The 12,652-nt window shown below is 71.3% G+C and carries 8 protein-coding genes; 3 read left to right on the top strand and 5 right to left on the bottom strand.

What is annotated here, in order from left to right:
• Positions 1–85 precede the first annotated feature (85 nt).
• Complete coding sequence (locus V2J18_RS16705) at positions 86–805, bottom strand: alpha/beta fold hydrolase (RefSeq protein WP_064748326.1); 720 nt, start codon at positions 803–805, stop codon at positions 86–88.
• Positions 806–890: 85 nt separating this feature from the next.
• Positions 891–2,294 (bottom strand): L-serine ammonia-lyase, encoded by a 1,404-nt coding sequence (locus V2J18_RS16700; RefSeq protein WP_064748325.1) that lies wholly within the window; start codon positions 2,292–2,294, stop codon positions 891–893.
• A gap of 169 nt (positions 2,295–2,463) precedes the next feature.
• Here V2J18_RS16700 and V2J18_RS16695 point away from each other — a divergent pair, with 169 nt between their 5' ends.
• Positions 2,464–2,712 (top strand): glutaredoxin family protein, encoded by a 249-nt coding sequence (locus tag V2J18_RS16695; protein WP_336132385.1) that lies wholly within the window; start codon positions 2,464–2,466, stop codon positions 2,710–2,712.
• Between the two features lie 529 nt (positions 2,713–3,241).
• Here V2J18_RS16695 and V2J18_RS16690 read toward each other — a convergent pair.
• Genes V2J18_RS16690 through V2J18_RS16680 form a run of 3 tightly spaced genes read right to left on the bottom strand, consistent with a single transcriptional unit; the run spans position 3,242 to position 5,113 of the window.
• Positions 3,242–3,796, bottom strand: coding sequence for a YceI family protein (locus tag V2J18_RS16690; RefSeq protein WP_336132384.1), 555 nt, complete (start codon positions 3,794–3,796; stop codon positions 3,242–3,244).
• Entirely contained in the window at positions 3,786–4,388 is a 603-nt protein-coding gene (locus V2J18_RS16685) for a cytochrome b (RefSeq protein WP_336132383.1), read from the bottom strand. The genes V2J18_RS16690 and V2J18_RS16685 overlap by 11 nt, the downstream gene beginning before the upstream one ends.
• Entirely contained in the window at positions 4,385–5,113 is a 729-nt protein-coding gene (locus V2J18_RS16680) for a YceI family protein (protein WP_336132382.1), read from the bottom strand. The genes V2J18_RS16685 and V2J18_RS16680 overlap by 4 nt, the downstream gene beginning before the upstream one ends.
• Before the next feature lie 209 nt (positions 5,114–5,322).
• Between V2J18_RS16680 and V2J18_RS16675 the strand changes: the two genes are divergently transcribed.
• Together V2J18_RS16675 and V2J18_RS16670 are read left to right on the top strand one after the other, a co-directional pair.
• Positions 5,323–8,904 carry a hybrid sensor histidine kinase/response regulator gene (locus V2J18_RS16675; RefSeq protein ID WP_336132381.1) on the top strand — a complete coding sequence of 1,194 codons (3,582 nt, stop codon included), beginning with the start codon at positions 5,323–5,325 and terminating at the stop codon, positions 8,902–8,904.
• Between the two features lie 107 nt (positions 8,905–9,011).
• A complete protein-coding gene (locus V2J18_RS16670) occupies positions 9,012–12,545 on the top strand; it encodes a sensor histidine kinase (RefSeq protein ID WP_336132380.1) in 3,534 nt (1,177 codons plus the stop codon).
• Positions 12,546–12,652: the final 107 nt, after the last annotated feature.

Here is a 12,652-nt window from a genome sequence, read left to right as displayed (position 1 = left end):
GTAGGCACATGCTGCGGAGCAAAATGCGGTGAAGTTGCGAGAGCGAAGCGGCGGAGGGGACTGGCGGACGAGCCGTCCGGCCGGGTCAGCCCTGCGCCGGCAGCTCCGCAGCCCATGCGCAGATCGACGCTGCCGCGGCGGCCGCCTGTACCTGCAACAAGAAATGCGGCGCGTCGAACGCGACGTCGCTCAGCGTCGGGACGCGGGCGCGGATCCGGGCGAGGCTGTCGGCGGAGACCAGCCGGTCGTGCTCGGCGCGCAGGTACAGCAGCGGGCAGGCGATGGCGGCCAGAGCGTCGCCGACGTCGACCTGGCCGGCCTCGCGCAGACGCTGGCGCAGCACCGCCGGTGCGACCGAGCGCAATAAGGTCTGCAGGCGTTCGATCCGCGCCGGCGTGCGCCAGCGGCCGAGCAGCCAAGGTGCGGCGAAGGCGGCGGGCAGTCGTTGCAACGGCAAGGCGTTGGCGATGCGGGCCAGGGCTCGCGCCGACAACGGCGACCCGGGCAATCGCGGTGTGCTGGCGAAGCTGGCGCACAACACCAGTCCGGCGAGCCCGGACGGACGTTCGGCGGCGAGCCGGATCGCGATCGGGCCGGAAAACGATTCGCCGAGCAACAGATAGGGCCCGGCCTGCGGCAGCTGCGGTCGCACGAGCCCGACCAGCGCGTCGTAGCCGAGCGCGCGCTCGGGCGGATAAACAACGATCTTCGCCGGCAGCCGCGGCGCCATCGCCGTGGCGAACTCGTCCAGCCATGCGCCGCTGCCGTCCATGCCGGGCAGGACGATGCAGCGCAGCGCCGTCATGCCCGCGCGATCCGCGCGGCCGGGCACGCTGGCCTCGAACGCAGCGATCGCCGCCGCTGCGTCCTGCGCGGCGCCATCGGCATGCTCAGCACTCGATGACGTTGACCGCCAGGCCGCCGCGCGAGGTTTCCTTGTACTTGTCCTGCATGTCGCGGCCGGTGTCGCGCATGGTCTTGATGACCTTGTCCAGGCTGACCTTGTGCTTGCCGTCGCCGCGCATGGCCATGCGGTAGGCGTTGATCGCCTTGACCGCGCCCATCGCGTTGCGCTCGATGCAGGGGATCTGGACCAGGCCGCCGATCGGGTCGCAGGTCAGGCCGAGGTTGTGCTCCATGCCGATCTCGGCCGCGTTCTCGACCTGACTCGCAGTGCCGCCGAGCGCGCCGACCAGGCCCGCGGCGGCCATCGAGCAAGCCACGCCGACCTCGCCCTGGCAGCCGACTTCGGCGCCGCTGATCGAGGCGTTTTCCTTGTACAGGATGCCGACCGCGGCCGCGGTCAGCAGGAAGTTGCGCACGCCTTGCAGGTTGGCGCCGGGGCAGAAGCGGTCGTAGTAGTGCAACACTGCGGGGATGATGCCGGCCGCGCCGTTGGTCGGCGCGGTGACCACGCGGCCGCCGGCGGCGTTCTCTTCGTTGACCGCCAGCGCGTAGAGGTTGACCCAATCGAGCACGGTCAGCGGATCGCGCATCGCCGCCTCGGGCTTGGCCGAGAGTTCGGCGTGCAGGCTCGGCGCGCGGCGCGAGACGTGCAGGCCGCCGGGCAGGGTGCCGGTCTCGCGGATGCCGCGGGTGACGCAGGACTGCATCGCGTTCCAGATCTCGTCCAGGCCGGCGTTGATTTCCTCGTCGCTGCGCCAGACCCGTTCGTTGGCCATCATCAGCTCGGCGATCGACAGGCCGCTGCGCTGGCATTGCGCGAGCAGCTCGTCGCCGGAATGGAACGGATACGGCAGGTCGGTGGTGTCGGCGACGATGCGGTCTTCGGCCGCTTCGTCCTGGTTGACCACGAAGCCGCCACCGACGGAGTAGTAATCGCGAGTGGCGATCACGCCGCCGTCGGCGTCGTAGGCGGTGAAGCGCATGCCGTTGGTGTGGAACGGCAGTTTCTGGCGCTTGTTCATGATCAGGTCGTGCTTCTCGTCGAAGCCGATCTCGTGGCGACCGAACAGGCGGATGCGCTTGGTGCTGCGGATGCGCTCCAGCGCGTCGGGGATGATGTCCGGATCGATCTGGTTCGGCCAATGGCCTTCCAGCCCCATCAGCACTGCCTTGTCGGTGCCGTGGCCGCGTCCGGTCAGGGCCAGCGAGCCGAACACCTCGGCACGCACGCGCGCGGTGCGGGCCAGGTCGGCGCCGGGTTCGCCGGCGCCGCAGCCTTCGATCAGCCAGCGCTCGATGAAGCGCGCGGCGGCGCGCATCGGGCCGACGGTGTGCGAGGAACTCGGACCGATGCCGATCTTGAACAGGTCGAAACTGCTGACTGCCACGGGTTGGCTGCTCCAACGTAGGGTCGGACGGGGCTGGCGTCCCGGGCGGACGGACGCCCGTGCGTCCGGGGGCCGCGCCAGGGCGGGGAGGGCGCTTATTCTACGCGGGCGCCGTTGCGCGCGTGCCCCGCCTTTGCCGCGTTTTCCGCCATACCACAGCGAATTGACGATGCCCGATACCGCTCCTGCTGCGCTGATCCTGTTCCAACGCGACGATTGCCATCTGTGCGACCTGGCGCTGGAGGTGCTGGCGCAGGCGCGGGCGCCGGAATTCGACAGCGTCTTCATCGACGAGGACGAGGCGTTGGAAGCGCTGTACGGGGTGCGGGTGCCGGTGCTGCGCGATCCGGTGCGCGGGGTCGAGTTGGACTGGCCGTTCGACGCGGCGCGCTTGGCGGCCTGGCTGGCCGGGCGCTGAGGCTTGATCTGCTTCTTCGGGAGCGAGGGTAGGAGCGGCGCAAGCCGCGACCCCGGGGCGCGCAGAGGAATCGACGCCTTCGCCATCGATCGAAACTCGAAACCGTCGCGGGGTGTGTAGGAGCGGCGTAAGCCGCGACCGCGCTCTTGCGGTCTCGCGGCGTCTGTCGTTCGAAGGCCTGTGAAGCTTCAAAGCTCAAAGCTTCAAGCAGAGCTTCCGTCCGCAAGCGGCCGGGTCACTTTCTTTGTCCAAGGCGACAAAGTCCTACGGGATTTCCTTCGCTCAAAAGTAACCAAAGAAAACGCCATGGCGGTTTCGAATCAAGAGCCACTATGGGACGTAGCCTGCGCAGGGCTGCCCCGCACAGGCCATCCCTGGCCTGGCTGCGCACGGCCCGCATCCCTGCGGGCCGCCCTCCGGGGCTTCAGGGCGTTCTCGCGAGTTCGCTGCTGCGCCAAGCTCATTACGGCAACGGCAACGGCAACGGCAACGGCAACGGCAGCCGGTGCCGGCGGCGTGCCAGCTGGGCTTACTTCGCCGCCGCGAACGTCACCTTGGTGCTGACCGCGACTTCGTTGGGGATGATCGAGGTATCGGCCCAGTCGCCGCCGCCGACGTTGAAGTCCAGGCGCTTGACCGTGGCCTTGCCGGTCAGCACCGGCTTGGCGCCTGGGGCCCAGGTGAAGGTCAGGGTCACCGGCTTGGTCGCGCCGCGCAGGCTCAGGCTGCCGTCGGCGGCGTAGTTGTTGCCGCCCAGGCTGCGGAACTTGGTCGCGGTGAAGCGCGCCTGCGGGAACTTGGCGATGTTGAAGAAGTCCGCGCCCTTGAGGGTGTCGTCGCGCTCGGCGTTCTTGGAGTTGGCGCCGGCCAGCGGAATCAGCACGTCGAGCTTGGATGCGGCCAGCTGGGCCGGGTCGAAGCTCAGCCGCGCAGTGAAGCCCGGGAAGGTGCCGGCGAAAGTTTCGCCCTGGTACTTGGTCGCGAACACCAGGGTCGAGCCCGGCTGCGAGACGTAATCGGCGGCGAGCGCGGGCGTGGCGGCGGCGAACAGCAGGCCGGCGAGGGCGAGGGACTCAATTCGCATCGGGGGTCTCCGGAAGGGAAGCGGGGGAAGGGGCGTCGGCAGTGCGGCGGCGGCCGGGCAGCATGCGCCGCAAGGTGTCGTCGTTCTGGAACAGGTGGTGGTAGAAGGCCGCGCCGGCGTGCGCCAGCACCAGCGCCAGCAGCAGCCAGAAGCCGTACTCGTGCAGGGCGCGGCTGAGCTGGGCCAGCTCTTCGCTGCGCTGGGCGATCTTGGGCAGGTTGAACAGGCCGAAGTACTGCAGCGGATAACCCGAGGACGAGTTGAACACCCAACCCGAGACCGGCAGAGCGAACATCAGCGCATACAGCGCCCAATGGGTCAGCGAGGCGATGCGTTCCTGCCAGTGCGGCGTGCCCGCGACCGGGCGCGGGGCGCCGGCGTAGAAGCGCCACAGCAGGCGCAGCGCGACCAGGCTCAGCAAGGTCAGGCCGAGCGATTTGTGCAAGGCGTAGATCTTGATCTTGGACGGGCCGTTGTTCATGTCGACCATGGTCAGGCCGATGATCGCGATCGCCGCGATCAACAGCACGGCCGCCCAATGCAGCAGCTGGCTGATCGCGCCCCAGCGGTCGGCGGTGTTCTTGAGGGTCATCGGCGTGGCTCCGGTTCGGCCGTGGCGGCGCTGGGGTCGGGGGAGGGAACGGGGTCGGCCGGCGGGTCGGACGGCGGCTCCTCGGGCGGACGTTCGACCGCGTCGGCCGCGGAGGGTTCGAGATAGGCGCCGCGCACCGCTTCGGCCTCGATGCGCAGCTCGACCTCGTCGCCGATCGCCGACTTCCAGGCGTCGATGCCGTAGTCGGCGCGGCTCAGCCGTGCCGTCGCCGAGAACCCGGCGGTGCGGCGGAACGGCGGCAAGGGGTGGCGCTTGAGCGCATTGAGGCGCACGTCCAGGCACAGCGGCCGGGTGGCGCCGCGCAAGCTGAGGCGGCCGCAGACCTGGGCCCGGTCGGGGTCGGCCGGATCGGGTTCGACCCGCTCGGAAACGAAACGGGCCAGCGGATGGCGCTTGCCGTCGAGGAGGTTGGCGGCCAACGCCGCCCGGTTCCATTTCGCATCGCCGAGATCGAGCCGGGTCAGCGGCACCTCGACCTCGAGCCGGGCGCTGCGCCAGTCGTCGCGGTCGAACCAGAGCCGGCCGCGGCTGCCGGACACGGTGCCGATGGCCTGCGAAAAGCCGGCATGGGACAGGGCGAACATCACCCGGGTGTGGACCGGGTCCAGACCGTAACTCTCCGGGCCGGCCGCCCGCGCGGGCGCGACCGCCGCCAGCGACGGCAGGATCAGCGCGACGGCGACGCAATGGCGAATGAGAGACATGACAGCTCCGGCAAGGTTCGGGGAATTCTAGGCACAGTGTTGCGAAGCCGACGCTAAACGCGCGCAACGATCCGTTTCGGCGCCCCTATTGGCACCATCCCGGCCGCGGCCCCCTTGCCGCTGCCGCCGCTATCGCCGAGCCTAATGGGCGAGGACACACCGATGGACCGAGGTTGGGACGCCGCGTTCCACCGGGGGGAGGGAACCGAATGCTGCGATCCTTGCTATGCCTGTGCGCGGCCCTGGTCCTGTCCACGGCCGCGGCGCCGCGCGGTGCCGCCGCGGCGGTGCCCGAGGCGCCGCGTGCGCGCCTGATCGGGGTCACCGACGGGCTGCCGTCGAGCAAGGTCAACGGCATGGCCTTCGACCGCGCCGGCTACCTGTGGCTGGCGACCACCGACGGACTGGCGCGCTACGACGGCATCGGCATGCAGGTCTGGCGGCACATTCCCGGCGACGAGCGCTCCTTGCCCGGCAACGACCTGGCGATCGTGGTCGTCGACGACCGCGACCGGATCTGGGTCGCCGCCGAAGGCCGCGGCCTGAGCATGATGGGCCCGCAGCGCGACGGTTTCGTCCATTACCGCCGCAAACAGCATCCGCAGATCGGCAGCGACGACACCTTCGCCGTCGCCAGCCGCGACGGCGAGGTCTGGTTCGGCACCTACGGCGGCGGGCTGCACCGCATGCGCGGCGAACGTATCGAGCGTTTCATGCCGCGCCCCGGCGACGCGCGCAGCCTGCCGTCGGACACCGTGCTGGCGCTGACCCGCGATGCGCGCGGCGAGCTGTGGATCGGCACCTTCAAGGGGCTGGCGCGCTGGACCGGGCGCGATTTCGAGACCGTAGTCCTGCCCGGCGAGGACCCGGTGCCGTGGGTGTATTCGATCGTCGCCGACGGCGAGCGCTTGTGGGTCGGCACCCGCACCGGCCTGTACCGGCGCGAGGCCGACGGGCGCTGGACCGTGCCCGAGTTCGCGCCGATGTTCGGTCAACTCAACGCGGTGCTGAGCCTGGCGCCGGATCGCGACGGCCACTACTGGCTCGGCACCCAGCGCAGCATCTGGCGCGCTGCGCCCGGCGCGGTGCCGGTGCCGGTGGCGCTGGGGCCGAAGCGGCCGCCGCGGCCGGTGCAGCAGATCGTCGGCCAGGGCGACGGGGCGTTCTGGTTTCCGCTGGCGGGCACCGGCATCGGCTATCTGCGCGCGGACTGGCGCCGCATCGCCCAGTACTCGCGCGAACGCGACGATCTGTCGGCCGAACTGTATTCGGCTTTGGCGCCGTCGGCGCAGGGCGGCTGGTGGTTGGTCGGTTCGCGCGGCGAGATCGAGCGCCTGTCTCGCGACGGCCGCATCGAAGCATTCGTCGACGGCCCGCATCCGGCGCTGGGCAAAGGCGTGGTCTATGCCGCGGTCGAGGACCGGCGCGGCCGATTGTGGGTGGCCACCAGCCGCAACAGCGTGGTGCGTATCCAGCCCGACGGCACGGCGCGCGAGTGGACCGTCGACATGCCCGAGGCGGTGCTCGACGGCAAACCGGACCGGATGCTGATCGCGCCCGACGGCAGCTTGTGGATCTCGTACCTCGCGGCCGGCCTGCAGCGCCGCGATCCGGACAGCGGCAAGGTACTGGCGTCGATCGCGGTCGGTCCCGGCCAGGGCATCGGCAGCGGCGACATCGACGGCCTGCGCTTCGCCCCGGACGGCGTGCTGTGGGCCGCGACAGGCCAAGGACTGCTGCGCTACGACGCGGCGCGCAACCGCATGAACCCGGTGCAAGGCATCCCGGCCGATCGCGTGTTCGGCTTCGTGTTCGAATCCGCCGACAGCCTGTGGCTGCACCGCTTGAACGGCCTGGAGCGCTATCGCCGCGACGGCGCGCGCTGGCGGCTGCAGGAACGCGCCGGGGTCGAGGTCGGCATCTCCGCGGCCGAAAGCACCGGCCTGTTCCGCGACCGCGGCGGCCGGCTGTGGCTGACCACCGCGCGCGGCCTGTTCCGCTGGGACCCGCAACGCCGCCACCTGCGCCGGTTCGGCGTGCAGGACGGCATGAGCAACCAGGAATTCGTCCGCCGCACCGCCGCGCTTAGCGACGAGGGCGTGCTCGCCGCGTCGCTGTCGGACGGCAGCGTGGTGCTGGTCGACACCGCCTTGCCCGATCCGCCGCCGCGTCGTTCCAACCTGCAGTGGCACCAGTTCGCGGTGCGCCGGCACGGCCGCTGGATGCCGATGCCGCTGCAAGGCGGGCCGGACGAGGCCGGCCCCGCGCGCCCGGCGCAGTACCGCGCGGTGCCCACGTTGTCGCCGGACGATCGCGAGCTGCGCGTGCAACTGCGTCTGCTGTCGTTCGACGACCCGCAGGCGAACCGCTACTACACCCGCCTGGACGGCTACGACAACGACTGGGTCGCGCTCGGCGACAGCGGCGAGCGCGTGTTCGCCGGTCTGGGGCCGGGCAGCTATGTGCTGCATGCGCGCGCCATCGACGCCAACGGCAACGCTTCGGCCGAGCGCAGCCTGGCATTCAAGGTGCTGCCGCCGTGGTGGCGCACGCCGCCGGCGCTGGCGGCGCTGGCCTGCGTGCTGATGCTGCTGGGGTGGTGGGCGGCGGGCGCCTATCAGCGCCGCCTGCAGCGCCGCTTGTCGTGGCAACGCGCCGAACACGAACGCGAGGTGGCCAAGCAGGCCTCGCTGGCCAAGACCCGGTTCCTGGCCACGCTCGGCCACGAAGTGCGCACGCCGATGACCGGCGTGCTGGGCATGAGCGAGCTGCTGCTCGACACGCCGCTCGACGACAGACAGCGCAGCTACACGGAATCGATCCGGCGCGCCGGCGAGCATCTGCTGCGCCTGGTCAACGACGCCTTGGACCTGGCGCGGATCGAATCGGGCCGGCTGGAACTGGCCGACGAGCCTTTCGACCTGCGCGCCCTGGTCGAGCAAGCCGCGGGCTTGATGCGGCCTTTGGCGCGGCAGCGTGGCCTTGGCTTCGAGATCGCGATCGCCGCCGACGCGCCGTGCGGCCTGCGCGGCGACGCCAGCCGCGTGTGTCAGGTCCTGCTCAATCTGCTCGGCAATGCGATCAAATTCACCGAAGTCGGGCATGTGCGGTTGAGCGTGGAAGCGCTGCGGCCGCACGGGGTGCGCTTCGAAGTCGCCGATACCGGGCCGGGGCTCAATGCCGAGCAGAAGGCGCGGCTGTTCCGCCGCTTCGAGCAGGCCGAGGGCGTGCGCACCGCGGCGCGCTACGGCGGCAGCGGCCTGGGCCTGGCGATCTGCCAGGAACTGGCGGCGGCGATGGAGGGCCAGATCACGGTGTACAGCGAGCCCGGCCAGGGCGCTCGCTTCGTGTTCGAACTGCCGCTGCCGGTCGCCGAGCCGCCTGCGGCGGATGTGCCGGCGGCCGACCCGCGGGCCGCGCCGCCGCCGGCGCGATCGGTGCTGTTGGCCGAAGACGACCCGACCGTGGCCGAAGTCGTGGCCGGATTGCTGCGCGCCCAGGGCCATCGCGTGGCCCACGTCGCCAACGGTCTGGCGGCGCTGGCCGAGGCTGCGACCGCGCGCTTCGACCTGGCGTTGCTGGATCTGGACTTGCCCGGCATCAACGGCCTCGAGCTGGCCCGGCAATTGCGCCTGCAGGGTTTCGCCGCACCCTTGATCGCAGTGACCGCGCGCGCCGACGCCGAGGCCGAGCCGCAGGCGCTTGCGGCCGGGTTCGACCGCTTCCTGCGTAAGCCGGTAACCGGTGCCCTGTTGGCCGAGGCGCTCGCCGCCGTGGCGGGTGAGGCATGATCGGCGAGGGCGCGCAGGGGCGCGACCGGCGCCGCCTCGCGGCGTACCCTGGGCCGACGGCGCGCCGCCGGGGCGTGGTTGCGTCACGTCCGCGGCGACAAGGAGGGATGTCCGTGTTGCGAGGCCTGTTGTGTCTGCTGCTGGCGCTGTGGACGGTGCAGGTCGAGGCGCGCCTGCCGGAAACCCCGCGCTTCCGCCGCTTCGGCCAAGAGCAGGGCCTGCCCAAGTCGGTGGTCAGCATGGACCTGGATCACCAGGGCTATTTGTGGATCGCCACCGAGGACGGCCTGGCGCGCTACGACGGCGTCGAGTTCGCCCGCTGGCGCCACACCATCGGCCTGTCGGGCTCGCTGCCCGACAACATGATCGAGGATGTCTATGTCGATGCCCGCGACCGGGTCTGGGTCGCCAGCCGCGACGGCCTGAGCTGGCTCGGCCGCGACCGCAAGGAATTCGTGCGCATCGCCTTCGAAGGCGACAACGCGCGTTGCAGCGACGACGTGTCGTACCTGACCGGCACCCCGGACGGCGCGATCTGGGCCGCGACCTACGCCGGCGAAATGTGCCGGCTCGCCGCCGACGGCAAGGTGACCCGCTACCAACCCGGCGTCGGCGCCGGCGAGCGCTTGCCCGCTGGGCCGGTCACCGCCTTGCTGGTCGACGAACGCGGGCGCTTGCTGGTCGGCACCCTGCACGGTCTGGCGCGGTTCGAGGGCGAACGGTTTCGACCGGTCGGCGAGGACGCCACCGCCGGCGAACGCATCGGCGAACTGTCGCGCGACGGCGACGGCACGATCTGGATCGGCACCCAGCGCGGCCTGTTCCGGCTCGGCGCCGACGACCGCCTGAGCCCTGCACCGTGGGCCCTGGGCGAGGAGGCGGCCAACGCCATCGTGGTCGGCGACCGCTCCGGCGGACGTTGGATCGGCACCACCGCCGGCCTGTACCGGATCGACCGCAACGGCGAAGTGCGGCTGTTGCAGGACGAGGCGGGCGATGGCGTCTGGGACCATCGCAGCGGCGTGATGCAGATGCTGCGCGACGGCGAAGGCGGGCTGTGGTTCGTGACCTATTCGCAGGGACTGGTGTACTTGCCGCCGGACTGGAACCGTTTCGCTTCCATCGCCGCGGTCGGCAGCAGCCCGCTCGACCGCCTCGACGTGCGCGACCTCGCCCCGGACGGCGACGGCGGCTTCTGGGTGCTGTCGGCCACCGACCTGTACCGGCTGCGCCGCGATGCGCGCGCATTGGAGCCGGTCGCCGACAACCGCAAGCTCGGCCTGAAGTGGTTGCACACCTTGTACCTGCGTCCGGACGGGCGACTGTGGATCGGCCATTCCAGCGGCCTGAGCCTGTTCGACCCGGCCAGCGGCCGTGCCCAGCCCTGGCCGCAGGGCAAGAGCGACCTCGGCGCGACAGTGTGGTTCCTGCACGAGTTGCCCGACGGCAGCCTGTGGATGTGGTTTTCCGACGACAGCATGCGTCGCTACAGCGCCGACGGCGAACGTTTGCCCAGCGGCGAGATCGAGCGGGTGCTGGCCAACGCCGGTTTCCTGACCAGCGCCGCGACCTTCGTCGCCGGGCCCGACGGCCAGCCCTGGTTCGCCGGCAACGACGGCCTGCAGCGCTGGGACGGCGCGCGCTTCGTGCCGGTGCCCGGCGGCGGGTTCGGCGACGTGCAGGCGATGGCCTTCGCCGGCCGCCAGCGCCTGTGGCTGGCGCGCAACGGCGTGATCGAGTCCTACCGCTGGAACGGCGAGCGGCTGACCTTGCAGCAGCGCATCGACAACACCGCCGGCTTCCCCGACACCAACGTCGCCGGCCTGATCGTCAGCGAGCGCGGCACGGTCTGGGCCGCGACCACGCGCGGCCTGCTGATGATTTCCCCGCAGGACGCGCGCCTGCGCCTGTTCGGTTTCGGCGACGGCATTCCCAACGTCGAACTGGCGCGTACCGCGCCACAGCGCAGCGGCCACGGCATCGCGGCGGCCCTGTCGGTGGACGGGCCGGTCTTGTTCGATCTGGACATGCCGTTTCCCAGTACCCGCCCGCCGCGGCTGTCGCTGGAAAGCCTCAGCGTGCGCCGCGGCGAGGACGAACAGATCCTGGAAACCGGCTACGGCCCGGTGCAGTTGGAGTCCGGCGACCGCGACTTCCGCGTGGTCGCGCGCCTGCTGTCGTTCCTCGACCCGCGCGCCCATGTCTACCGCTTCAAGCTGGAAGGCTACGACCCGGACTGGATCGAACAGCGCGCCAACGGCGAGCGCGTGTTCTCGCGCCTGGAACCCGGCGAGTACCGGCTGCGGGTCAAGGCCGCCGGCGCCGACGGCATCTGGTCGGATGCGGCCGCTTTCACCCTGCACGTCAAGCCGCCGTGGTGGCGGACGGTGTGGGCCCAACTCGGCTTCGCCCTGGCCGCGGTCGCGGCGCTGGCGATCGGCGCGGTCGCCTATCGGCGCCGGCTCGGCCGGCGCAACGCCTGGCAACTGGCGGTGCACAAGCGCGAGTTGGCCGAGCAGGCCTCCGAGGCCAAGACCCGGTTCCTGGCCACGCTCGGCCACGAGGTGCGCACGCCGATGACCGGCGTGCTGGGGATGAGCGAACTGCTGCTCGATACGCCGCTCGACGACAGGCAGCGCGGCTACACGGAATCGATCCGCCGTGCCGGCCAGCATCTGCTGCGGCTGGTCAACGACGCGCTGGACCTGGCCCGGATCGAATCCGGGCGGTTGGAACTGGCCGACGAACCCTTCGATCTGCGCGCCCTGGTCGACCAGGTCAGCGGGCTGATGCAGCCGCTGGCGCGCCAGCGCGGCCTGGAGTTCCGGGTCGACGTCGCGGCCTCGGCGCCGGCCGGCCTGCGCGGCGACCAGAGCCGCGTGTGCCAGATCCTGCTCAACCTGCTCGGCAACGCGATCAAGTTCACCGAAGCCGGCCGGGTCGAATTGCGGGTCGATGCGCTGGCGCCGCAAGGCGTGCGCTTCGAAGTGTCCGACACCGGCCCCGGCCTCAACGAAGAGCAGAAGGCGCGCCTGTTCCGCCGTTTCGAACAGGCCGAAGGCGCGCGCACCGCAGCGCGCTACGGCGGCAGCGGCCTGGGCCTGGCGATCTGCCAGGAACTGGCGGTGGCGATGGACGGGCACATCGCGGTGCACAGCGAACCGGGGCAGGGCGCGCGCTTCGTGTTCGAACTGCCTTTGCCGGCCGCGGAACCGCCGCCGGGCGGGCGCGGTGGCGCCGAGCCCGCGCGAGCGCCGGCGCGCAGCGGCCCGCGCGCGGTGCTGCTGGTCGAAGACGACCCGACCGTGGCCGAAGTCATCGCCGGATTGCTGCGCGCGCAGGGCCATCGCGTCACCCACGTCGCCAACGGCCTGGCCGCGCTGGCCGAGGTGGCCACCGCCCAGTTCGACCTGCTGCTGCTCGACCTCGACCTGCCCGGCATCAACGGCCTCGACCTGGCCCGGCAGCTGCGCGCGCAGGGCTGCACCCGGCCGATGATCGCGGTGACCGCGCGCGCCGACGCCGACGCCGAACCGCAGGCCAGCGCGGCGGGCTTCGACCGCTTCCTGCGCAAGCCGGTGACCGGGGCGATGCTGGCCGAGGCGATCGAGGCGGTGTTGGCTCGCGCAGGCGTGGAGTGAGCGCCGCGGCCTGAGCGGCCTGCGCTCGCGCGGCCGAATGGCCGGCCGCGCTCGGACCGGCCGCGGCGGCGGTCATGGCCGAGCTTGCGCTACCCGACACACATTGC

The organism is Lysobacter firmicutimachus, assembly GCF_037027445.1.
In the GTDB taxonomy this organism is placed as follows: Bacteria; Pseudomonadota; Gammaproteobacteria; order Xanthomonadales; family Xanthomonadaceae; genus Lysobacter; species Lysobacter firmicutimachus.
The sequence above is the reverse complement of the archived record's forward strand: the minus strand, read 5'-3'. Positions and strand labels throughout refer to the sequence as shown.